The following is a 22338-nucleotide window of genomic DNA, read 5'->3' on the forward strand; positions in this document are numbered from 1 at the left end:
CATTACATTGCCGCTCAACCGGGCTCCCGGCGGATGACACCGTCCGCTGGGAGCCCGCCTACGCCGGGACAGGGACCGGCAAATAGGAAAATCCGCCGCAACACGTGCGACCTGGCGACTATCTCCCCGCAGCCCCCGGGATCATGCTCCGGACGTTTGCATTCTGACGTCAAGGAACATCCATGCTGTTGAGAAACATGAAGATCGGCAAACGGGCGACCAGCCTGTTCACGCTGCTGGCCGGCCTGGTCCTGGCCATGGGCCTGGTGGCCTTGTACGAAACCCGGCAGATGAACGATGCCACCAACGAGATCCGCCGCAACTGGCTGCCGGCCGTGATCGCCCTCAACGAGATTGGCGGCACCCTGGCCCAGGAACGCGCCGCCACGCTGCGCGCGGCGCTGGAGGAAGATACCGACGAGAACGCCAGCGTCAATCTGCTCAACAGTATCGAGGAAGCGATCCAGCAGGACCTCAAGGATTACGAGAAGACCATTTCCGACGCCCAGGACCGCAGTCTGTTCAATGCCTTCCTCGCGGCGCGCCAGCAATACGTCCAGCAGCAGCAACAGGTGCTGGCGAACATCGGCGCCGGGCGCATGGCCGAAGCCAGGCGCCTGATCAATGGCCCGCTGATCCAGCGCGCCGACCGTATGATGGACGCCATGGCAATCCTGGAGGCCTACAACTACAAGGGCGCGGAAGCGGCCTCGCACCGCAGCGACACGGTCAGCGACCAGGCGTATGCGGTGATCATCACCGCGCTGGTGCTGATCGTCCTGGCGCTGATCGCCATCGCCACCCTGTTCACCCGCAGCGTCGTCGCACCGCTGGCCGACGCCGTCATGGTGGCCGAGCGCATCGCCACCGGTGACCTCACCCGCGAGATCACGGTGGTCGGCCACGACGAACCAGCGTTGCTGCTGCACGCCTTGCAGCGTATGCAGCAGAGCCTGCGCGACACCATCGGCAAGATCGCCGCGTCCTCCGACCGCCTGGCCTCGGCCTCCGAAGAGCTGCACAGCGTCACCGAGGACACCAGCCGCGGCCTGCAGCAACAAAGCACCGAGATCGACCAGGCCGCCACCGCCGTCAACCAGATGACCAGCGCCGTCGAGGAAGTGGCGAGCAATGCCGTGAGCACCGCCGAGGCCTCCCAGGGCGCGGACCAGACCACCCGCGACGGCCGTGACCAGGTCAACCAGGCGCTGGCCTCGATCCAGCACCTGGTCGACGACGTCACCGGTACCGCCGGGGAGATAGAGCAACTGGCCAGCAGCGCCAACGAGATCACCCGGGTGCTCGATGTGATCGGCTCGATCGCCGGGCAGACCAACCTGCTGGCCCTCAACGCCGCCATCGAGGCCGCCCGTGCCGGTGAAGCCGGGCGCGGCTTCGCCGTGGTCGCCGACGAGGTGCGGGCGCTGGCCCATCGCACCCAGCAGTCCACTGCCGAGATCGAACAGATGATCGGTGGCATCCAGGTCGGCACCGAGCGCGCGGTCAGTGCCATGCACAGCAGCCAGGGCCGTGCCAGCGGCACCCTGGAGGTGGCGCAGTCGGCCGGCCAGGCCCTGGAACTGATCGCCCGGACCATCGCCTCGATCAACCAGCGCAACCTGGTGATCGCCAGTGCTTCGGAACAACAGGCCCAGGTGGCGCGGGAAGTGGACCGCAACCTGATGAACATCCGCGACCTGTCGATGCAGACCACGACCGGGGCCAACCAGACCAGCGCATCGGCCCAGGACCTGTCGCACCTGGCGCTGGAACTCAATGGGCTGGTGGCGCAGTTCAAGGTCTGAGTGAGGTCGCTGTACGCCCCATCGCCGGCTTGCCGGCGGTGGGCTGCACAACAGCCTGCGAAGGTCAGTCACTCACCCCGAGCACCTGCCCCGCCTTCGCCGGCTGGCTGCGCGTCGCCAGGCAATAATAAAGGGGCACCGTCACCAACAGGCCGAACAGCCACGACAAGTCCGCTCCTTCGACGATGTTCGAGTAAGGCCCGACATACAGCGACGTGTTGGCAAACGGCAACTGCACCAGGATGCCGCAGGTGTAGGCAATGATCGCGTGGGGGTTGAAGCGGCCATAGATCCCGCCGTCGGCACGGAAGATCGAGGCAATGTCGTACTGCCCCCTCTTGATCACATAGAAGTCAACCAGGTTGATCGACGCCCACGGCACCAGCACCAGCAGCAGCGCCAGGATCAGCCCGATGAACTGGCCGATGAAGCCCGCCGAGGCATTCAGCGCCACCAGCCCGCAACCCGCCAGGATCACCGAAGCCAACACCACCCGCACCTTGATACTCGGCGTCCACTGCGCCGCGAAGGTCTGGATCGCGGTGACGATCGACAGCACCGCGCCGTACAGGTTGAGGGCGTTGTGGCTGATGATGTTGAGCAGGAACAGCACCATCAGGATCGGCCCCAGCCAACCGGTGGCCTGCCTGACCGCATCCATCGCGTCGGTGCCTTCGGGCACGCACAGCACCGCCACCGCCCCGAAGCTGAAGCACAGGATGGTACCGAGCGTGGCTCCGAAATAGGTGGCCCAGAACGGCCTGGCAATACCCACTTCACGCGGCAGGTAGCGCGAATAATCGGAGGTGTACGGCGAGAAGCTGATCTGCCAGATGGTGCCCAGCGACACGGTGGCGATGAAGCCCGACAGGTTGAAGGCGCCACGGCTGAAGAAGTCGGCCGGCAGGTCCTGGACGAACATCATGATGAAACCGGCCAGCAGTGCCGAACCCATCACCCAGGTGCCGATGCGGTTGAGGATATGGATGAAGCGGTATCCGATCACGCCGATCGCCGTCGCGCCCAACGCACCGATCACGATCGCGCCCGGCATCGGCACGCTCGGGGTAATGCCGTGGATGGTCTTGCCCGCCAGGACGATATTGGAAATGAAGAAGCCGACATAGATCAGGGCGGTAAAGAACACGATCAGCAGCGCGCCGTAACGGCCGAACTGGCCCCGGCTCTGCACCATCTGCGGAATGCCCAGTTGTGGCCCCTGCGCCGAGGCCAGGGCGATCACCACGCCGCCGGCCAGGTGCCCCAGCACGATGGCGACCAGCCCCCACAACAGGTTCAGGTGGAACACCTGGATCACCATGGCGCCGGTGACGATGGGCAGTGGCGCGATATTGGTGCTGAACCAGAGGGTGAACAGGTCACGCGCCTTCCCATGGCGCTCGGCGGGTGGCACGTAATCGACCGTGTGATTTTCGACAAACGCGTGTTGCGACGACGGTTGGGACATAGGATTTCAGCTCGAAAGGTCGTTTTTATCGTTGTAAGGAAACCGCTCGGGGCGGCCTCTCAGCTGCGCACCATATTATGGTATTCCAACTTTTTGACAACACTGCCCCGTGCTTTTTCGGCGTAGCTGATCTGCTCCGCACCTTCCCTGCGCACACCGTTTACAGCAGCAAGACCAGTGAATTCGGGGACTGTGCCGTTCATCGTGTTCTGCGCGGCCTGGAAAATTCCGCTTGCAAAGAAGGTATTACGGTATACCATCAGACACATCAACGATAAAAACCGCGGACCACCGCAGCCCCTCGAGGATCACACCATGATCGACGCAACCGTCTACAAGCACGTCCTGGGCTCCTTCCCGTCCGGCGTCACCGTCATCACCACCCTGGACGACGACGGTTCGATCGTCGGCCTCACCGCCAGCGCCTTTTCGTCCTTGTCGATGGACCCGCCGCTGGTGCTGTTCTGCCCCAACTACAGCTCCGACTCCTACCCTGTACTGATGAAGAACAAGCGTTTCGCCATTCACCTGCTCTCCGGCGGGCAGCAGGCCGAGGCCTACGCCTTCGCGAAAAAAGGCAAGGACAAGGCCGCTGGCATCGACTGGACCTTGAGCGCCCTGGGCAACCCGATCCTGGCCGGGGCCACCGCCGTGATCGAGTGCGAACTGTGGCGCGAATACGAAGGCGGCGACCACGCGATCATGGTGGGCAAGGTACACAACCTGATCGTGCCCGAGGAGGCGCCCCGCCCGATGGTCTACTGCCGCGGCAAGATGGCCAGCCTGCCCGCTTTCGCCTGAGAGAACGCCTGTCGATCGATTGGCCACTTCCACACTGAAACCTGCCCCGACAGGCGACAACGAGACAACAACAAGCTCCGAGGAAAACCCCATGAAATTTTCGCTGTTCGTGCACATGGAACGTTGGGATGAGCAGGTCAGCCACCGCCAGCTGTTCGAAGACCTCACCGAACTGACCCTGATGGCCGAAGACGGCGGTTTCAGCACCGTGTGGATCGGCGAACACCACGCCATGGAGTACACCATCTCGCCCAGCCCGATGCCGCTGCTGGCCTACCTGGCCGCCCGCACCGAGAAGATCCGCCTGGGCGCCGGCACCCTCATCGCGCCATTCTGGAACCCGATCCGCGTGGCCGGCGAATGCGCCCTGCTCGACGTGATCAGCAACGGTCGCATGGAGGTGGGCCTGGCCCGCGGCGCCTACCAGTTCGAGTTCGATCGCATGGCCAATGGCATGCCGGCCACCGACGGCGGCAAGGCCCTGCGCGAGATGGTCCCGGTGGTGCGCAAGTTATGGGAGGGCGACTACGCCCACGACGGCGAGGTCTACAAGTTCCCCACCTCCACCAGCGTGCCGAAGCCGTTCAACGCCGCACCGCCGATGTGGATCGCCGCCCGCGACCCGGACTCGCACAACTTCGCCGTGGCCAACGGTTGCAACGTCATGGTCACCCCGCTGATGAAGGGCGACGAAGAAGTGCTGGACCTGAAGAACAAGTTCCAGGCTGCCCTGGACAACAACCCCGGCGTACCCCGCCCGCAACTGATGGTGCTGCGCCACACCCATGTGCACAGCCCGGCCGAGCCGGACGGCTGGAAGGTCGGCGCCCAGGCCATCTCGCGCTTCTACCGCACCTTCGATGCCTGGTTCGGCAACAAGACCGTCCCGGTCAATGGCTTCCTCGAACCGAGCCCGGCGTCGAAGTTCGCCGAGGTGCCGGCGTTCGAGCTGGAGAACATCCGCAGGAACACCATGATCGGTACCCCCGAGGAGATCATCGCGCGCATCCGCTACTACCAGGAACTGGGCGTCGACGAGTTCAGCTTCTGGTGCGACAACAGCCTGCCCCACAGCGAGAAGAAGAAGTCGCTGGAGCTGTTCATCAAGGAAGTGGTGCCGGCGTTCGCCTGAATTCCCTTTGCCTGATTGATTGCGGGATCGGCCCGCTCCGGTGGGTCGTCCTGGCTCATCGGAGCGGGCTTTTTTTCAGGACCCTTTCGCGGGGCAAGCCCGCTCCCACGCCGTCGGTATCGTGGGAGCGGGCTTGCCCCGCGAAAGGGCTGGCATGGCCAGACACACCATCCAGTGTTTTTTCAAACGGCTATTGCACATCAAATATTATGGTATACCATCAGACAACAAAAGCTGATCACCCTACCCAGGAGCCCGTCATGAGTTTCGAAATCCGCAAGATCGTCACCTACTCCGAAGAGACCCGCATCGAAGGCGGCAAGGCCACCGACAAACCGGTGACCATGGTCGGCCTGGCCGTGGTGATCAAGAATCCGTGGGCCGGTCGCGGTTTCGTCGAGGACCTCAAGCCCGAGATCCGCGCCAACTGCTCCGACCTCGGCGCACTGATGGTCGAGCGCCTGACCGCTGCCATCGGCGGCGCTGAAAAGATCGAAGCCTATGGCAAGGCCGCCGTGGTCGGCGCCGACGGCGAAATCGAGCACGCCTCGGCGGTGATCCACACCCTGCGCTTCGGCAACCACTACCGTGAAGCCGTGCAGGCCAAGAGCTACCTGAGCTTCACCAACAAGCGCGGCGGCCCGGGCACCTCGATCCAGATCCCGATGATGCAGAAGGACGACGAGGGCCTGCGCTCGCACTACATCACCCTGGAGATGCAGATCGAGGACGCCCCGCGCGCCGACGAGATCGTCGTGGTGCTTGGCGCCGCCGACGGCGGTCGCCTGCATCCGCGCATCGGCAACCGCTACATCGACCTGGAAGAACTGGCCGCCGAAAAGGCCAACGCTCGATAACAACAATGACCAAGACGGGCCAGGGCGTGGCGACTCCCCGCCGCGCCCGTCCTTCAAGGAGCGCCCTCCATGATTCAGCCTGTCGCTGAACGTACACCGGCCGGGACCAGCTACATGGTCCAGGGCCAGGGCCAACCCGTGGTACTGATCCACGGCGTGGGCCTGAACAAGGAAATGTGGGGCGGGCAATTCGTCGGCCTGGCCAACGACTACCGCGTCATCGCCTACGACATGCTCGGCCACGGCCACAGCCGCGTGCCCGCCGCCGACACCGCGCTGGAAGGCTACGCCGACCAGCTCGCCGAACTGCTCGACCACCTGCAGATCCAGCAAGCCTGCGTGATCGGTTTCAGCATGGGCGGCCTGGTGGCGCGTGCGTTCGCCCTCAACCACCCGCAACGCCTGGCGGCGCTGGTGGTACTCAACAGTGTGTTCAACCGCAGCCCCGAGCAGAGCGCCGGGGTCATCGCCCGCGCCGCCCAGGCCTTGGCCCAGGGCCCGGATGCCAATGTCGACGCGGCGCTGGAGCGCTGGTTCAGCCGCGAGTACAAGGCCGCCAACCCGGCCCAGGTCGCGGCCATTCGCCAGGTGCTGGCGAGCAACGACCCGCAGGGCTACCACACTACCTACGCGCTGTTCGCCACCCAGGACATGTACCGCGCCGAAGACCTGGGCAGCCTCCAGGTGCCGACGCTGATCGCCACCGGCGAGCTCGACGCTGGCTCCACCCCGACCATGGCCCGCCAGCTCGCGGCGCGCATACCCGGCGCCCACTGCGTGGTGCTGGCCGAGCAACGGCATATGATGCCGGTGGAAGCACCGCGCGAAGTCAACAAGATGCTGCTGGACTTCCTCAGGCAGGCCCGCACCCTCACCGAATCCGCCAAGGGGATAGTTGCATGACCCTCGTTCGTTTCCAGATGTGCATCGATGGCCAATGGCGCGATGCCCAGAGCGGCAAGACCTTCGACAGCCTCGACCCGGCCACCGCCAAGGCCTGGGCGCAACTGCCCGACGCCGATGAAGCCGACGTCGAGCTGGCCGTGCAGGCCGCCCAGCGCGCCTTCGACAGCAAGGCCTGGCGCGGTCTGACCGCCACCGCCCGGGGCAAGCTGCTGCGCCGCCTCGGTGACCTGATCGCCGACAACAAGGAGCACCTGGCGCAGCTGGAAAGCCGTGACAACGGCAAGCTGATCCGCGAGACCCGCGGCCAGGTCGGCTACCTGCCGGAGTTCTTCCATTACACCGCGGGCCTTGCCGACAAGCTCGAAGGCGGCACCCTGCCATTGGACAAGCCCGACCTGTTCGCCTACACCGTGCACGAGCCGATCGGCGTGGTGGCCGGGATCATCCCCTGGAACAGCCCGCTGTACCTCACCGCGATCAAGCTCGCCCCGGCCCTGGCCGCCGGCAACACCCTCGTGCTCAAGCCGTCCGAACATGCCTCGGCGACCATTCTCGAGCTGGCCCGCCTGGCACTCGAAGCCGGATTCCCGGCCGGCGTGGTCAACGTGGTCACCGGCTTCGGCCCGAGCACCGGCGCGGCGCTGACCCGCCACCCGCTGGTGCGCAAGATCGCCTTCACCGGCGGTGCCGCCACCGCCCGCCATGTGGTGCGCAGCAGCGCCGAGAACTTCGCCAAGCTGTCGCTGGAGCTGGGCGGCAAGTCGCCGAACATCATCTTCGCCGACGCCGACCTGGACAGCGCCGTCAACGGCGCGGTGGCAGGCATCTACGCCGCCTCCGGGCAGAGCTGCGTGGCCGGCTCGCGCCTGCTGGTGCAGGACGAGATCTTCGATGAGTTCGTCGAGCGCCTGATCACGCGTGCCAGAAGCATCCGCATCGGCAACCCGCAGGATGAAGATAGCGAGATGGGCCCGATCGCCACCGCCCAGCAACTGGCCGTGATCGAAGGCCTGGTGGCCGCCGCCAAGGCCGAAGGCGCCTCCCTGCGCATGGGCGGCAAGCGCGCCGAAGTCGCGGGCGACGGTTGGTTCTACGAGCCGACCCTGTTCGAATGCGACAGCCACTCGCTGACCATCATGCAGGAAGAGGTGTTCGGCCCGGTCGCCGCGGTGATCCGTTTCAAGACCGAGGAACAGGCCCTGGCCATGGCCAACGACTCGCAGTTCGGCCTGGCCGCCGGCATCTGGACCCGCGACCTGGGCCGCGCCCATCGCCTGGCCCGCGACGTGCGCTCGGGGATCATCTGGGTCAACACCTACCGCGCGGTGTCGGCCATGGCCCCGATCGGCGGCTTCAAGAACAGCGGCTACGGCCGCGAGAGCGGCATCGACTCGGTGCTGGCCTATACCGAGCTGAAGACGGTGTGGATCAACCTGTCCACCGCGCCCATGCCCGACCCCTTTGTGATGCGCTAGGAGACCCGCGCCATGATCGAACCCGGCATCTACAAAGACGTGATGGGCTCGTTCCCATCCGGCGTCACCGTGGTCACCACCCTGGACGCCGACGGCGGTATCGTCGGCATCACCGCCAGCGCGTTCAGCGCGCTGTCGATCGAGCCGGCGCTGGTGCTGTTCTGCCCCAACTACGCCTCCGACACCTACCCGGTGCTGCGCGACAGCAAGCAGTTCGCCATTCACCTGCTGTCCGCCGAGCAGACCGCCGAGGCCTACGCCTTTGCCGGCAAGGGCAAGGACAAGGCCAACGGCATCGACTGGCACCTGAGCGAACTGGGCAACCCGCTGCTGGCCAAGGCCACGGCGATCATCGAGTGCGAACTGTGGCGCGAGTACGACGGCGGCGATCACGCAATCATCGTCGGCCAGGTGAAGAACCTGGTGCTACCCGAACAGGCGGTGATACCGATGGTGTACCACAAGGGCAAGCTCGGCGCGTTGCCGCCGCTGGGTTGATGCCCTATCGGCTATCGGCGCTGGCCTCTTCGCGGGTTTACCCGCGAAGAACAAAACACCGATCCCCCATTTTTCTTCACCAGGCAGGAACCCGGCCCATGAACAACGAGAAATACGAAAAAGGCCTGCAAATCCGCACCCAGGTGCTCGGCGAGGACTACGTCAAGCGCTCGATCGAGCAGACCGACGATTTCACCCAGCCCCTCCAGGCGTTGGTCACCGAGTACTGCTGGGGCCATGTCTGGGGCCGCGAGGGCTTGTCGCTCAAAGAGCGCAGCATGATAAACTTGGCGATGATTTCCGCGCTCAACCGGCCCCACGAACTCAAGCTGCACATCCGCGGCGCCTTGCGTAATGGCCTGAGCCGCGAACAGATTCGCGAGATCCTGCTGCAAGTCGGCATTTACTGCGGCGTGCCCGCGGCGGTGGACAGCTTCCGCCTGGCCCGCGAGGCGTTCGCCGAAGCCGATGGGCAGCCCCCCCGTTAACAGCGGGCTGTGTGAACCACTGCAAGGAATGCCCGGGTTCGTGGCATTCCGCGATATTGGCGCAACAGCCGCATAGAAGAGCGCCCCTGATGAAACGCCAGCCCCTCGACGACAGCTTCAAGGTCAACCGCAACCCCGTCACCCTTCGTGAAATCGTGCTCGACAAGCTGCGCGGCGCAATCATGAACTTCCACCTGCTGCCCGGCGACCGCCTGGTCGAGCGCGACCTCTGCGAACGCCTGGGCGTCAGCCGCACCTCGGTGCGCGAGGCGCTGCGCCACCTGGAGTCCGAAGGGCTGGTCGAGTTCGCCGATGCCAAGGGTCCGCGGGTGGCCATCATCACCCTGGAGGACGCCCGCGACATCTACGAGCTGCGCTGCGTGCTCGAAGGGCTGATCGTGCAGCTGTTCACCCTCAACGCCAAGGCCAAGGACATCCGCGCCCTGGAACGTGCGCTGGACGTCAACCGCGATGCGCTGGAAGACGGCGAGCTGCAACAGGTGCTCGATTCGGTGCAGGGCTTCTACGACGTGCTGCTCGAAGGCTCCGGCAACCAGGTCGCCGCCCAGCAGCTGCGCCAGTTGCAGGCGCGCATCAGCTACCTGCGCGCCACCTCGGTGTCCCAGGAGAACCGCCGGGGCGCCAGCAACCGTGAAATGGAGAAGATCGTCGAGGCGATCAAGAGCGGCGACCCCCAGGCCGCCCACCAGGCCTCGGTCGACCACGTGCGCGCCGCCGCCAAGGTGGCCCTGGACTACCTGCGCCAGAAGCAGGACGACAACGCCAAGGTCCGCGATATCGTCGCTCCCCTGCCCCTCAAGGACCCTCGCATAGGCCGCTGACCATGCCCACCGCCCCGCGCTACTGCCCGCACTGCACCACGGAACTGGACCGGGGCGTCCCCAACGGCGACAGCCATCAACGCTTGTACTGCGGCGCTTGTGGCTACGTGCACTACGTCAACCCGAAGATCATCGCCGGCTGCATCATCGAGCGCGACGGCAAATACCTGCTGTGCCAGCGCGCCATCCCGCCGCGCCCCGGTACCTGGACCCTGCCGGCCGGGTTCATGGAGGCCGGCGAGAGCACCGAGCAGGCGGCCTTGCGCGAGGTCTGGGAGGAGAGCGGCGTGCGCGCCGAGATCGTCTCGCCCTACTCGATCTTCAGCGTGCCCAGGATCAGCGAGGTGTACATCGTCTTTCGCGCCATCGCCACCGAGGAGACGGGGCAGTTCGGGCCGGAGACCCTGGCCTATCGCTTCTTCGCGCCGGACGAGATTCCCTGGGACGAGATCTACTACCCGGCCATCCGGCAGATCCTTGAACGCTACATCCTCGAACGCCAGGCCGGCGTGTACGGGATCTACATGGGCAACGACGATACCGGCAAGGTGCATTTCATCCGCTGATCGCAGCGCACCCATCGCGGGGCAAGCTCCCACGGTATGCAGCAGATGCGCGGGAGCGGCGGTGCGCCGATGCGACTTGCCCCGCGATGTCGCCCCCGCAGACGACACAAAACCCCTCGCCAAGCGCCGCGTCTCGGTGCACCCTGATGCTCTCACGCACAAGGATCCGCACAGCTTATGGCGAAATGGCTCGACGGCGGCGGCCTCATGGCCGAACGCATCCGCAACCACGACTGGTCGTCGACCACCCTGGGCCCTCTTGCCAGCTGGCCCGATGTGCTCAAGACCACGGTTGCCCTGTGCCTGGCCTCGCGTTTTCCCCAGGCCGTGCTGTGGGGCGACGAGCTGATCACCCTGCACAACGACGCCTTCAGCGAAATCCTCGGCAACAAACCCTCGGCCCTGGGCCGGCCCTTCAGCGCGGTCTGGCAGGAGGCCTGGAGCGATATCCGCCACCTGGCCCAGCGCGCGCTCGACGGCGAAGCCGTGTACATCGAGGACTTTCCGCTGATGATCGAGCGTCACGGCAGCCCGGAGCGCGCCTACTTCACCTTCTGCTACAGCCCCATCCGCGACCACGACGGCCAGGTGGTGGGGATGATCGATACGGTTACCGAGACCACCGCCAGCGTGGTGGCCAACCAGCGCCTGAACTTTCTCGACACCCTCAGCCGGGCGGCGGCAAACGCCACCGACCCGGAGCGGATCATGGCCACCACCACGCGCCTGCTGGGCGAACACCTGCACCTGTCGAGCTGCGCCTATGCCGTGATGGACCCCGACGAGGACGGCTTCACCATCTGCGGCGACTGGGTTGCACCAGGCTCGCCGCGCCTGCTCGGCCAGTACCGCCTGGCCGACTTCGGCGAGCTGGCCGTCAGCCGCCTGCGCGCCGGGCTGGCGTTGGTGATCGACGACAACCTTGCACAGTTGCCGGCCCGCGAGGCGGCGACGTTCCAGGCCATCGGCATTACCGCGACCGTCTGCATGCCGCTGATCAAGGAAGGCCGCCTGACCGCGCTGATGGCCATCCACGACAAGCTGCCCAGGACCTGGACCCGCTACGAACAGACCCTGCTCAACGAGGTGACCGGGCGCTGCTGGGCGCATATCCAGCGGGTCCAGGCCAACGCCGAGGTGCGCGAGGCGCTGACCGCCCTCGAAGCGCTCAACGCCACCCTCGAGCAGCGCGTGGAGGAGCGCACCGGCCAGCTCCTGCACACCGAGGCCGTGCTGCGCCAGACCCAGAAGCTCGAGGCCATCGGCCAACTGACCGGCGGCGTGGCCCACGACTTCAACAACCTGCTGACCATCATCCGCTCCTCCATTCACTTTCTGCAGCGCCCGGACCTCGACGAGAGCCGCCGCAGTCGCTACTTCAAGACCGTGTCCGATACCGTCGACCGTGGCGCCAAGCTCACCGGGCAACTGCTCGCCTTCGCCCGTCGCCAGGCCCTGAGCCCGCAGGTGTTCGAGGCCGGCCCCAGGCTCGAAGCCATGGCCGACATGCTCGACACCGCCACCGGCGCACGCATTCAGGTCAGCCTGGAGCTGCCCGACAGGCCCTGCCATGTGCACGCCGACCTCGGCCAGCTGGAAACCGCGGTGATCAACCTGATGATCAATGGCCGCGACGCCATGAACAACGTCGCGGGCACGTTGCGCCTGCGCCTGGAAGCCGATCAACCACTGCCGGCGTTGCGTGGGCAGCCGGCGCAGGACGGGCCATTCGCGGCGATCTCGATCATCGACAGCGGCGTGGGCATCGCCCCACACCTGCTGGAACGCATCTTCGACCCGTTCTTCACTACCAAGGCCTCCGGCCAGGGCACCGGGCTTGGCCTGTCGCAGGTGTTCGGCTTCGTCAAGCAATCCGGTGGCGATGTGCGGGTGGTCAGCGTCGAAGGCCAGGGCACCACTTTTACCCTGTACCTGCCCCAGGTGCCTCAGGCTGACGGTGAAGCGCCCGAGGTCCCCGTACCGCTGGTTCCCCATGGCCAGCGCAAGCACATCCTGGTGGTGGAGGACAATCCGGACGTCGGCAGCTTCACCGCGCAGATCCTGCGTGACCATGGTTACCAGATCAGCTGGGCGACTTCGGCCGAGGACGCCCTGGTCCAGATCGCGTCGGCACGGGGCGGGTTCGACGCGGTGTTCTCCGACGTGGTGATGCCGGGCATGGGCGGCCTGGCCCTGGCCAGGGAGCTGCGTCGCAGCCAGCCGCAGCTGCCGGTGATCCTCACCTCTGGCTACAGCGAAGCGATCGCCGAAGGAGGCCACCAGGGTTTCGCCTTCCTGGCCAAGCCCTATTCCGCCGAACAGGTGTGCCAGATGCTCGGGGATGTATTGGCTAGGACTTGAGCAGTCGTGCCAGGCTCTGCCCCAGCTCGTCCTGGCGAAACGGCTTGCGCAGCACCTCGAAGCCATGCAGTTCACGGGGCGTGAGGTTGGCGTAGCCGGTGATGATCAGCACCGGCAGCTGCGCCAGCCGCTCGCGCACCTGCTGGGCGAAGCGCACGCCGGTGGTCTCGGCCATGACATGGTCGGTCATCAGCACATCGGGCAGCAGGCCCTTGTCCAGCAACGCCAGTGCCTGGGCCGGCCCCTCGGCCTCGGTCACCTCGTAACCCAATGCGCGCAGTTGCAGGAGCGTGGCCTGGCGCACCAGTGGCTCATCGTCCACCAGGAGCACGCGGGTCTGCCGCTGTGCCCGAGGTACCTCGACAGGTTTCACCGCTTCTTCAACCACCTCATGTTCGCTGGCCGGCAGCCATAAGGTCGCTTCGGTGCCTTCGCCCACCCGCGAGCGAATACCGAAACCGCCGCCGGACTGCAACGCCAGGCCCTGCACCATCGGCAGGCCCAGCCCGGTACCGCGGCCCACGCCCTTGGTCGAGTAGAACGGCTCGATGCAGTGCGCCAGCACGTCTTCGTTCATGCCGCAGCCGTTGTCAGCAACCCGCAGCCACACTTGCGGCACTGCCTGCAAACCAGGCGGTCGGGGCGCGCCATCGCCGTCGAGACCTGCGCGAATGGTCAGTTTCCCGCCCTCGCCCATGGCATCGCGGGCATTGACCACCAGGTTGAGCAACGCCAGTTCCAACTGATGCGGATCCACCAGCACCCCAGGCAACGCCGCCTCGACACTGACCTCGATGGCAATGGTGGGCCCCAGCGAGCGGGCGATCAGTTCGCGCATCTCCCCCACCAGTACCGCCAGCGACACCGTGGTGGGCTTGAGGGTTTGGCGCCGGGCGAAGCTGAGCAGGCGGCCGACCAGGTTGCGCGCCCGCTCGGCCGCCTGCAGGCCGCCGTCGATCAGGCGCTCGGCGCGCTCCGGCTGGGGATGGCGGCGCAGCAGCTCCAGGGAGGCGATGATCGGCGTCAGCATGTTGTTGAGGTCATGGGCGATGCCGCCGGTAAGCTGGCCGATCATCTCCATCTTGCGTGCTTCGTGCAGTTGCACCAGTGAAGCCTCGCGCTGGGCGAGCATGTTGGCCACCCGCTCTTCCAGGTTCTCGTTGAGCACATGCAGGGCGCGCTCGGCACGGGCGTGGGTAACCGCCGCCCAGACCTGCCGGGCAGCCTCCTCCACCAGCAGGCACTCGCTGTCGGCCCAGGCATGGGGGGTATGGAAATGCACCGCGAGCATCGCCTCCAGGCGTTCGGCGCGCAGCACCGGAACGTGCAGCGAGGCGCACAGGCCCTTGAACCGGGCCGGCGCGCTCTTGCTGGTCTCATAGTTGCGCTGCACCGCCTTACCGGCCAGCAGCGCCTCGCGCAGGGCCGGGTCCAGGGCCGAGTACTGGTTGAAGCCGACCATCGACGGTACTTCGGCGGCCCACTCCTGAGCGACCCGATAACGCCGGCCATCGCCCAGATCCTCGCCGAAGCAGACCCGCGCCGCGCCCAGTTCCTCCCCCAGGCGGCGCACCGCATGGGCCTCGATGCGCTCGGCCTCGCCCAGGCCCGGCAAGGCCTGGCGCAACTCCTGGAGAAACGCCTGGCGTTGCTGGAAACGCACCCGCTCGGTGGTATCGGTAACGATGCACAGCACGCCGCCCACCCCACCGTCGGCCTCGCGCACGGCGGAATAGGAGACATCGAAATAGGCGGTTTCGCCCGGGCCATGCCGCTCGATGTAGAACGGCCGGTCGCGGGCCGAGAAGGTCACCCCGGTTTCACGCACCCCGCGCAGCAGCGGCTCGAGGTCGTTCCACAATTCGCTCCAGTGCTCCTGTCCGGGCCGGCCCAGGGCCGCGGGGTGCTTGCTGCCGATGGTCGGCCAGTAGGCATCGTTGTACAACGCGATGTACTGCGGCCCCCAGAACAGCACGATCTGCGCCTGCGCCGGCAGCAGCATGGCCACCACCGACTGCAGCACCGGCGACCAGCCGTCCGGTGACCCGAGCGGGGATCGACGCCAGTCCATCGCCTGCAGCAGGCAGCTGACTTCGCCACCGCCGCCCAGGAAGCTCGGCAGTGTTTTCAGGTTGACCGTCTTGCTCTCCTGGCGCGCTTTCATGTCTCGGTTTTCCCGGGCACGTTTTCTTTCCTCTGAGGGTAAGAAATCGCCCGGCGGCAAAACGTTCCATCAGATCGACGCCGACGATCAACGGCGCCCTTCGGCCAGCATGCGCAACGCCAGCGCCGCCAGCACCGTACCCATCAGCCAGCGCTGGACCTGCTGCCACACCGGCCTGCCGGCCAGGAACACGGCGATGGAACCGGCCATCACCGCGATCAGCGCGTTGACCGTGACGCTGATGGCGATCTGCGTGCTGCCCAGCACCAGCGACTGCGCCAGCACGCTGCCGTGGCCGGGCTCGATGAACTGCGGCATCAGCGACAGGTACATGACCGCGATCTTCGGGTTCAGCAGGTTGGTCAAAAACCCCATCATGAACAGCCGCCGCGGGCTGTCGGCCGGCAGATCGCGGACCTGGAACGGCGAGCGTCCGCCCGGGCGCAACGCCTGCCAGGCCAGGTACAGCAGGTACAACGCGCCACCGATGCGCAGGGCGTCGTAGGCAAACGGCACGGCCATGACCAGCGCGGTGATGCCCAGCGCGGCGCAGAGCATGTAGAAGACGAAGCCCAGCGCCACGCCACCCAAAGAGATCAAACCGGCGCCGCGCCCCTGGCAGATGGAGCGGGAGATCAGGTAGATCATGTTGGGGCCGGGGGTCAGCACCATGCCCAGGCTGATCAGGGCGAAGGCCAGCAGGTTGGAGGGTTCGGGCATTGCAAGTCCTCTTTGTCGGTAGTGCCATACCTGGCATTTTTGCCAGTTTCACTGGCCAGGGGCGCACGTTAACGTGGATTGGTCATTTCTGAACAGTGGGGACGCCAATGAGCAGTCCGGCGACCAGGCTGTTGGCGAGCGACCTGGCACGCTCGGTGTTGCGAGGGGCAAGCCATGGGTTTGCCTATTTGGCCTATGGATACGATCCGGTTCGCGAGGCGACCTACCCGCGGCTTGGCTTCAACGGTGTGATACGTGATCCACAGGCAGGGGGCTACCTGCTGGGCAACGGGTATCGCGCCTACAGCACGGTACTGATGAGGTTTTGCTCACCGGACAGGCTGAGCCCTTTCGCTGACGGGGGCATGAATTCATACGGATACTGTGCCGGAGACCCTATAAATCATGAAGATCCCAGAGGTGCCTTCAAGCAGGCGCTCCAACGCCGTTCAGTCGACTTAGGCCAACTCAGCGACCTGCCCAAGAGCACTCGAGTCGACCGTGTCAGCTCCGTTCACCACACTGAAACGGAAGCACTGCAACTGCGCTACCCAGGTTATTCGGACCTTATCAATGAGGTCACCACCCACAACGCCCTGTCCATCGCGCGTACTCTACCCAGCCCTGATCGCATCGCCGGTGCCATGGCCGGTTTCACACTGCCCAATGCTGGTATTACCTCCGATGATCGGGACCTCTTGGCGGACTTAGTTCGCCAGCTCCACAGAGCAGTAGTGGCGAGCCGTAACTATGTTGCTGCTCCAAACACAACCAACCAAGCGACGATGCGAGAGCAAATCAATGATTACTCCAAAGGCAAGGAGGTACTGATTGATTATCTCGTGCGCAAAATGGAGCCGGTTCGGGAGATCAGCTAACCCATTTAAAACGTTTGTCATCCGATTACCACCCTGCTCAAGGGCGCATTCGCCACCAACCTCAAGGCCATGGAGCTGGCGACCGGCACCTGCCACGACCTGCTGCTGGGCAACGATCACGGCCTGGACGCGGCCAAGGCGGTGGTGGAGGCGTTGCTCGATGGCGTGGAAATGCAGCAGGTGGAAAAGGCGCGCCTGCGTACCGTCTGAAGGGCCTCATCGGGAGGCAAGCCCGCTCCCACGCAGGCCCCCTATAGGAGCGGGCTTGCCCCGCGAACACCGGCACAGCCGGTGCCATGCGCCGGGCGATGTCCCACGCAAACCGGCGAATCACCCTGTCGCAGATGAAACCCAACCTCAGATACGACGAAAAACTGCACAATTGATAGTCATTCGCCATTAACTCGTTCTCGGAAGCACCCGCCCGGGGGTAGAATGCCGCAAAACCGGGAGCCGCGATGAACCAGGACCGCCACATTCCAAGCGAAGAAGATGCCATTACCGATGCCGCCGCGCATTGGTGCATGCGCCTGCACGCCGACGATTGCACGGCGGGTGAGCGCGAGGCGTTCGGCCAATGGTTGGCGAGCGACCCGCGGCACGCCGAGGAATACCAGGCGATGCTGGAAATCTGGGACACCGCCGACCTGTTGCCGCGCAGCGCCCAGGTAATCCCGCTGCCCACCCGGCAAGCGCCGCCGACGCGTCACTGGCGCCCGTTCGCCTCGGCTGCGGCCATCGCCCTGCTCGCCCTGCCCCTGGCCGGTTGGGTCGGCTGGGAGCAAGGTTGGCTGCCCAACGGCTACCAGCACTTCGAAGCCACCGACCACCTGCGTCAGGTGCGCCTGAGCGACGGCAGCAGCGTCGAGCTGAACCTGCATAGCGAATTGCGCTTCCTCAACTACAAGGACGAGCGCAAGGTCACCCTGGTCAAGGGCGAGGCGTTCTTCAAGGTCACCCACGACAGCAACCACCCGTTCATCGTCCACGCCGCCAACGGCCAGACCCGGGTTACCGGCACCCAGTTCAACGTGTGGAAGTACCAGGACCAGGTCAAGGTGACGCTGGTGGAAGGCTCGGTGCTGGTCAGCGCCGGCGGCAACGCTGGCGGCTACCGCCTTGGCCCAGGCATGCAGGCCAGCTACCACAAGGGTGATTTCGAACCGGAGCTGAACCAGAGCGACGATTACGCCAACAGCCTGGCCTGGCGCAGCGGCAAGCTGGTGCTGGACAACCTCAGCCTCGGCCAGGCGCTGCCGGTGATCAATCGCTACCTGGACAAGCCGCTCATGGTGGCCGACGACAGCACCGCTAGCATCCGCATCAGCGGCGTCTACAGCACAAGCGAGGTTGCCCGCCTGGTCGACACCCTGCCCAAGGTGCTGCCGGTGTACCTGACCCGCAGCAAGGACGGCAGCACCGTCCTCAACCGCATCGTCCCCGCGCCGAGCCGGGGCTGACCTGAAGCGGCCTGTGCGCCCCTGAAACAAAACGTATTTGTTTGATCTTACCGGGTAGCGTGGGAGCGGGCTTGCCCCGCGATGCGTTAACTGGCACCGGCTTCGCCGGTGATCGCGGGGCTAGCCCGCTCCCACGCTGGCATCTGCCCCTCAGAATCAGAGCGTCATCGCCGCCAACCAGCCAAATGCCAGCAGCGGCAGGTTGTAGTGGATGAACGTCGGCACCACGGTATCCCAGATATGGTGGTGCTGCCCGTCCACGTTCAGCCCCGAGGTCGGCCCCAGGGTCGAGTCCGACGCCGGCGAACCGGCATCGCCCAAGGCGCCCGCGGTACCGACGATGCACACGGTGGCCAGTGGATCAAAGCCCAGCTGCACGCACAGCGGCACGAAGATCGCCGCCAGGATCGGCACGGTGGAGAACGACGAGCCGATGCCCATGGTCACCAGCAGCCCCACCAGCAGCATCAGCAGCGCGCCGACGCCCTTGCTGTGGTCGATCCACTGGGCCGAGGTTTCCACCAGGCTCTTCACCTCGCCGGTAGCCTTCATCACTTCGGCGAAGCCGGAGGCGGCGATCATGATGAAGCCGATCATCGCCATCATCTTCATGCCTTCGGTGAACAGGTCGTCGGTGTCCTTCCAGCGCACGATGCCCGACAGCGAGAAGATCAGGAAGCCGACCATCGCGCCGATGATCATCGAATCCAGCCACAGCTGGATGATGAACGCGGCGCCGATCGCCACCCCGGCCACCAGCAGGGTCACCGGGTTGTACTGCACGCTGACCTGCTCGACCTGCTCGATGCGTTCCAGGTCGTAGTCACGCTTCTTGCGGTAGCTGAAGAACACCGCCAGCAACAGGCCGGCGAGCATGCCCGCCGCCGGGATGGCCATGGCGTGGGTCACGTTGACACCACTGACGTCCACCCCGGCGCGACTGACGTTGGCCAGCAGGATCTCGTTGAGGAAGATGTTGCCGAAGCCCACCGGCAGGAACATGTACGGGGTGATCAGGCCGAAGGTGATCACGCAGGCGATCAGCCGGCGGTCGATGCGCAGGCGGGTCAGCACGTACAGCAGCGGCGGCACCAGCAAGGGAATGAAGGCGATGTGGATCGGCAGGATGTTCTGCGACGACACCGCCACCACCAGCATCAGGCCGACCAGCAGCCACTTGACCTTGCCACCGTCGGCATGGCCCTGGCGATCGATCATCGCCAGCGCACGGTCGGCCAGGGCATGGGCCAGCCCGGACTTGGCGATGGCCACCGCGAAGGCACCGAGCAAGGCATAGGACAGGGCCACCGTGGCCCCGCCACCCAGGCCGCCGTTGAAGGCCTTGAGCGTACCCTCGATACCCAAGCCACCGACCAGGCCTCCGGCCAGGGCGCCGATGATCAGGGCGATGACCACATGCACGCGGGACAGGCTCAGGATCAGCATGAGCCCGACCGCGGCAATCACTGCATTCATGGTGTGCGAACCTCGTTACGACAGACAAAAAGCGGGCATTCCGGCGACAGACTGCGCGCAGGCAGTGGCCGGACCAGGGGATGTTGTTATGAAGGGCGCACACTCTGAAGCACAGGCCGGCAGAAGTCAAAAGCGTCTGCGCCGCAACATCGCGTAGGGAATAGACGAAAGTCGCAGGGTTTAATTGAACGTTTGAATAAAGAAAAATCCGAGCAGGCCGACACAGTCGGCAGCATCAAACCTATTACAAGGGATTTTCCCCATGCCTTTGCTGCGACAACTCTCCATCCAATGGAAGATCACCCTGCTGGCGGGCCTGTGCCTGGCGGCCATCGTCACCCTGCTCGTAGGCCTTTCTCTATACCGCATGGACCACAGCTCGGACCTGGTGAAAGCCAGCAGCATGCGCATGCTCTCCGACTCGGCCCAGTCGCGCATCGAATCCCAGGGCGAGGTCCAGGCCCTGAACATTCGCCGCCAGTTCATGGACGCCTACCAATACGGCGCCGGCTTTGCCCGCCAGGTGCTGTTCCTGCGCGAACAGGCCGAGAAACGCTTCCTCGACGCCTACGACCTGCGCCAGGACATGACCGCCCAGGTGCGCGCCGCGCTGCAGGCCAACCCCGACCTGCTCGGCCTGTCGCTGGTGTTCGAGCCGGGCGCGCTGGATGGCAAGGACAAGCTGTTCGCCGGCCAGAGCGAGCTGGGCAGCAACGAGACCGGGCGCTTCGCCCTGTACTGGTCGCAGCCAAGGGTCGGCCAGCTGACCTCGATGGCCCTGCCCGAGCACGACATGGCCAACACCGAGATCGGCCCCAGCGGCCAGCCGGCCAACACCTGGTGGGTGTGCCCGCGCAGCACCGGCACGGTGTGCGTGGTCGAGCCGTACTTCTATGACATCGACGGCCAGCGCGTGCTGATGACCAGCATCGTGTTCCCGCTCAAGGCCGGTGACAAGGTCATCGCCACCCTGTCCATCGACATCAACCTCAACAGCCTCCAGGCCCTGAGCCAGACCGCCAGCCGCAGCCTCTACGAAGGCCAGACCACCGTGGGCATCCTCAGCCCCGTGGGCCTGCTGGCCGGCTACAGCGCCGACGCCGGCAAGCTGGCCCAGCGCTTCGACCAGGTCGACCGGACCCAGGGCGCGGAGCTGGTGCGCAAGCTCGCCGACGGCAAGCTGCAGATCCTCCACGACCAGCAGCGCCTGAAGGTGCTGGCCGCCTTCGAGCCGATTCCCGGCGGCAAGCCCTGGGGCGTGCTGCTGGACGTGCCGGAAAGCGCCCTGACCGGCCCGGCCGAGGCCCTCAAGGTTGAACTCGACGCCCTCAACACCAGCGGCACCCTGCTCGAGCTGGGCCTGGGCCTGGCCGCCGCCATCGCCGGCCTGCTGCTGGTGTGGCTGATGGCCCGCGGCGTGACCAAACCGATCCTCGGCGTGGCCGCCATGCTCAAGGACATCGCCAGCGGCGAAGGCGACCTGACCCGCCGCCTGCAGTACGACAAACAGGACGAACTGGGCGAGCTGGCCGGCTGGTTCAACCGCTTCCTCGACAAGCTGCAGCCGACCATCGCCGAGGTGAAACGCTCGGTGCAGGCCGCCCGCGGCACCGCCGACCAGTCCGCGGCGATTGCCGCCGAGACCAGCGCCGGCATGGAGCAGCAGTACCGCCAGGTCGACCAGGTGGCTACCGCCTCCCACGAGATGAGCGCCACCGCCCAGGACGTCGCCCGCAGTGCGGCCCAGGCTGCCCAGGCCGCGCGCGAAGCCGACCAGGCGACCCGCGAAGGCCTGGCGGTGATCGACCGCACCACCACCAGCATCGACACCCTGGCCGCCGACATGAGCGGCGCCATGGCCCAGGTCGAGGGGCTGGCGCGCAACAGCGAGAAGATCGGCTCGGTGCTCGAGGTGATCCGCTCGATCGCCGAGCAGACCAACCTGCTGGCGCTCAACGCCGCCATCGAGGCCGCCCGCGCCGGTGAAGCCGGCCGTGGCTTCGCCGTGGTCGCCGACGAGGTGCGCAACCTGGCCCGTCGTACCCAGGAGTCGGTGGAGGAAACCCGCCAGGTGATCGAGGCCCTGCAGGCCGGTACCCAGGAAGTGGTCGGCGCCATGGACAGCAGCCACCGCCAGGCCCAGGGCGGCGTCGAGCAGGTTGGCCAGGCCGTCACCGCGCTGCAGCGCATCGGCCAGGCGGTGACCGTGATCACCGACATGAACCTGCAGATCGCCAGTGCCGCCGAGGAGCAGAGCGCGGTGGCCGAGGAAATCAACAGCAACGTCGCCACCATCCGTGACGTGACCGAGTCGCTGAGCGGCCAGGCCAACGAATCGGCCCGAGTCAGCCAGTCGCTCAACAGCCTGGCCAACCAGCAGCAGGGGCTGATGGATCAGTTCCGCGTTTGAGTCCTCCTCGTCGGGGGGGGGGGGGGGGGGG

20 protein-coding genes are annotated in these 22338 nt (G+C 65.8%); 15 read left to right on the forward strand and 5 right to left on the reverse strand.

The window, feature by feature from the left end:
- Positions 1-182: 182 nt before the first annotated feature.
- On the forward strand, positions 183-1805 hold the full coding sequence (locus tag HU735_RS16615) for a methyl-accepting chemotaxis protein (RefSeq protein WP_186714391.1): 1623 nt from the start codon (positions 183-185) through the stop codon (positions 1803-1805).
- Positions 1806-1869: 64 nt separating this feature from the next.
- On the opposite strand, the gene HU735_RS16620 is transcribed toward HU735_RS16615, so the two are convergent.
- On the reverse strand, positions 1870-3273 hold the full coding sequence (locus tag HU735_RS16620; RefSeq protein ID WP_186714392.1) for a cytosine permease: 1404 nt from the start codon (positions 3271-3273) through the stop codon (positions 1870-1872).
- 59 nt (positions 3274-3332) lie between these two features.
- Positions 3333-3533 carry a hypothetical protein gene (locus HU735_RS16625; protein WP_186714393.1) on the reverse strand — a complete coding sequence of 67 codons (201 nt, stop codon included), beginning with the start codon at positions 3531-3533 and terminating at the stop codon, positions 3333-3335.
- A gap of 55 nt (positions 3534-3588) precedes the next feature.
- Between HU735_RS16625 and HU735_RS16630 the strand changes: the two genes are divergently transcribed.
- The 10 genes from HU735_RS16630 (at position 3589) to HU735_RS16675 (ending at position 13199) form a co-directional block, all read left to right on the forward strand.
- Positions 3589-4074: a flavin reductase family protein gene (locus tag HU735_RS16630; RefSeq protein ID WP_186714394.1), complete on the forward strand. Its 486-nt coding sequence runs from the start codon at positions 3589-3591 to the stop codon at positions 4072-4074.
- 91 nt (positions 4075-4165) lie between these two features.
- Positions 4166-5206: an LLM class flavin-dependent oxidoreductase gene (locus HU735_RS16635; protein ID WP_186714395.1), complete on the forward strand. Its 1041-nt coding sequence runs from the start codon at positions 4166-4168 to the stop codon at positions 5204-5206.
- Between the two features lie 260 nt (positions 5207-5466).
- The gene (locus tag HU735_RS16640) at positions 5467-6063 is read left to right on the forward strand and encodes an amino acid synthesis family protein (protein WP_186714396.1); all 597 of its coding nucleotides are present in this window, start codon (positions 5467-5469) and stop codon (positions 6061-6063) included.
- A gap of 69 nt (positions 6064-6132) precedes the next feature.
- Positions 6133-6966 (forward strand): alpha/beta fold hydrolase, encoded by an 834-nt coding sequence (locus HU735_RS16645; protein ID WP_186714397.1) that lies wholly within the window; start codon positions 6133-6135, stop codon positions 6964-6966.
- Positions 6963-8444, forward strand: a complete 1482-nt coding sequence (locus tag HU735_RS16650; RefSeq protein WP_186714398.1) for an aldehyde dehydrogenase — start codon at positions 6963-6965, stop codon at positions 8442-8444. Before HU735_RS16645 ends, HU735_RS16650 begins: the two co-directional genes overlap by 4 nt.
- 12 nt (positions 8445-8456) lie before the next feature.
- Positions 8457-8942, forward strand: coding sequence for a flavin reductase family protein (locus HU735_RS16655; RefSeq protein ID WP_186714399.1), 486 nt, complete (start codon positions 8457-8459; stop codon positions 8940-8942).
- Positions 8943-9040: 98 nt separating this feature from the next.
- A complete protein-coding gene (locus HU735_RS16660; RefSeq protein ID WP_186714400.1) occupies positions 9041-9430 on the forward strand; it encodes a carboxymuconolactone decarboxylase family protein in 390 nt (129 codons plus the stop codon).
- Positions 9431-9519: 89 nt separating this feature from the next.
- Positions 9520-10272, forward strand: coding sequence for a GntR family transcriptional regulator (locus tag HU735_RS16665; RefSeq protein WP_050705996.1), 753 nt, complete (start codon positions 9520-9522; stop codon positions 10270-10272).
- A gap of 2 nt (positions 10273-10274) precedes the next feature.
- Positions 10275-10838, forward strand: coding sequence for an NUDIX hydrolase (locus HU735_RS16670; RefSeq protein WP_186714401.1), 564 nt, complete (start codon positions 10275-10277; stop codon positions 10836-10838).
- Between the two features lie 177 nt (positions 10839-11015).
- A complete protein-coding gene (locus tag HU735_RS16675) occupies positions 11016-13199 on the forward strand; it encodes a response regulator (RefSeq protein WP_186714402.1) in 2184 nt (727 codons plus the stop codon).
- On the opposite strand, the gene HU735_RS16680 is transcribed toward HU735_RS16675, so the two are convergent.
- Together HU735_RS16680 and HU735_RS16685 are read right to left on the reverse strand one after the other, a co-directional pair.
- Positions 13189-15363 (reverse strand): ATP-binding protein, encoded by a 2175-nt coding sequence (locus HU735_RS16680; protein WP_186714403.1) that lies wholly within the window; start codon positions 15361-15363, stop codon positions 13189-13191. The two genes, HU735_RS16675 and HU735_RS16680, sit on opposite strands and share 11 nt — an antisense overlap.
- 87 nt (positions 15364-15450) lie before the next feature.
- Positions 15451-16083 (reverse strand): LysE family translocator, encoded by a 633-nt coding sequence (locus tag HU735_RS16685; protein WP_186714404.1) that lies wholly within the window; start codon positions 16081-16083, stop codon positions 15451-15453.
- Between the two features lie 107 nt (positions 16084-16190).
- On the opposite strand from HU735_RS16685, the gene HU735_RS16690 reads away from it, so the two are divergent.
- The 3 genes from HU735_RS16690 (at position 16191) to HU735_RS16700 (ending at position 18421) form a co-directional block, all read left to right on the forward strand.
- Positions 16191-16961, forward strand: a complete 771-nt coding sequence (locus HU735_RS16690) for an RHS repeat-associated core domain-containing protein (RefSeq protein WP_186714405.1) — start codon at positions 16191-16193, stop codon at positions 16959-16961.
- Positions 16962-16985: 24 nt separating this feature from the next.
- Positions 16986-17171 (forward strand): hypothetical protein, encoded by a 186-nt coding sequence (locus tag HU735_RS16695; RefSeq protein ID WP_186714411.1) that lies wholly within the window; start codon positions 16986-16988, stop codon positions 17169-17171.
- 248 nt (positions 17172-17419) lie between these two features.
- Positions 17420-18421: a FecR family protein gene (locus tag HU735_RS16700; RefSeq protein WP_186714406.1), complete on the forward strand. Its 1002-nt coding sequence runs from the start codon at positions 17420-17422 to the stop codon at positions 18419-18421.
- 156 nt (positions 18422-18577) lie between these two features.
- Here HU735_RS16700 and HU735_RS16705 read toward each other — a convergent pair whose 3' ends face one another.
- A complete protein-coding gene (locus HU735_RS16705) occupies positions 18578-19897 on the reverse strand; it encodes a Na+/H+ antiporter family protein (protein WP_110738207.1) in 1320 nt (439 codons plus the stop codon).
- A 262-nt stretch (positions 19898-20159) separates the two neighbouring features.
- Between HU735_RS16705 and HU735_RS16710 the strand changes: the two genes are divergently transcribed.
- Positions 20160-22307 carry a methyl-accepting chemotaxis protein gene (locus tag HU735_RS16710; RefSeq protein WP_186714407.1) on the forward strand — a complete coding sequence of 716 codons (2148 nt, stop codon included), beginning with the start codon at positions 20160-20162 and terminating at the stop codon, positions 22305-22307.
- Positions 22308-22338 lie beyond the last annotated feature (31 nt).

Origin of the sequence: Pseudomonas sp. BW16M2, assembly GCF_014268865.1 — a bacterium.
In the GTDB taxonomy this organism is placed as follows: domain Bacteria; phylum Pseudomonadota; class Gammaproteobacteria; order Pseudomonadales; family Pseudomonadaceae; genus Aquipseudomonas; species Aquipseudomonas peradeniyensis.

Bases quoted from the DNA above. Each gene is read 5' to 3' on its own strand.
- HU735_RS16710 (WP_186714407.1), top strand. From the start codon at position 20,160: ATGCCTTTGCTGCGACAACTCTCCATCCAATGGAAGATCACCCTGCTG.
- HU735_RS16650 (WP_186714398.1), top strand. From the start codon at position 6,963: ATGACCCTCGTTCGTTTCCAGATGTGCATCGATGGCCAATGGCGCGAT.
- HU735_RS16635 (WP_186714395.1), top strand. From the start codon at position 4,166: ATGAAATTTTCGCTGTTCGTGCACATGGAACGTTGGGATGAGCAGGTC.
- HU735_RS16680 (WP_186714403.1), bottom strand. From the start codon at position 15,363: ATGAAAGCGCGCCAGGAGAGCAAGACGGTCAACCTGAAAACACTGCCG.
- HU735_RS16665 (WP_050705996.1), top strand. From the start codon at position 9,520: ATGAAACGCCAGCCCCTCGACGACAGCTTCAAGGTCAACCGCAACCCC.
- HU735_RS16675 (WP_186714402.1), top strand. From the start codon at position 11,016: ATGGCGAAATGGCTCGACGGCGGCGGCCTCATGGCCGAACGCATCCGC.
- HU735_RS16630 (WP_186714394.1), top strand. From the start codon at position 3,589: ATGATCGACGCAACCGTCTACAAGCACGTCCTGGGCTCCTTCCCGTCC.
- HU735_RS16615 (WP_186714391.1), top strand. From the start codon at position 183: ATGCTGTTGAGAAACATGAAGATCGGCAAACGGGCGACCAGCCTGTTC.
- HU735_RS16655 (WP_186714399.1), top strand. From the start codon at position 8,457: ATGATCGAACCCGGCATCTACAAAGACGTGATGGGCTCGTTCCCATCC.
- HU735_RS16690 (WP_186714405.1), top strand. From the start codon at position 16,191: ATGAGCAGTCCGGCGACCAGGCTGTTGGCGAGCGACCTGGCACGCTCG.
- HU735_RS16645 (WP_186714397.1), top strand. From the start codon at position 6,133: ATGATTCAGCCTGTCGCTGAACGTACACCGGCCGGGACCAGCTACATG.
- HU735_RS16620 (WP_186714392.1), bottom strand. From the start codon at position 3,273: ATGTCCCAACCGTCGTCGCAACACGCGTTTGTCGAAAATCACACGGTC.
- HU735_RS16660 (WP_186714400.1), top strand. From the start codon at position 9,041: ATGAACAACGAGAAATACGAAAAAGGCCTGCAAATCCGCACCCAGGTG.
- HU735_RS16700 (WP_186714406.1), top strand. From the start codon at position 17,420: ATGAACCAGGACCGCCACATTCCAAGCGAAGAAGATGCCATTACCGAT.
- HU735_RS16705 (WP_110738207.1), bottom strand. From the start codon at position 19,897: ATGAATGCAGTGATTGCCGCGGTCGGGCTCATGCTGATCCTGAGCCTG.
- HU735_RS16685 (WP_186714404.1), bottom strand. From the start codon at position 16,083: ATGCCCGAACCCTCCAACCTGCTGGCCTTCGCCCTGATCAGCCTGGGC.
- HU735_RS16640 (WP_186714396.1), top strand. From the start codon at position 5,467: ATGAGTTTCGAAATCCGCAAGATCGTCACCTACTCCGAAGAGACCCGC.
- HU735_RS16625 (WP_186714393.1), bottom strand. From the start codon at position 3,533: ATGGTATACCGTAATACCTTCTTTGCAAGCGGAATTTTCCAGGCCGCG.
- HU735_RS16670 (WP_186714401.1), top strand. From the start codon at position 10,275: ATGCCCACCGCCCCGCGCTACTGCCCGCACTGCACCACGGAACTGGAC.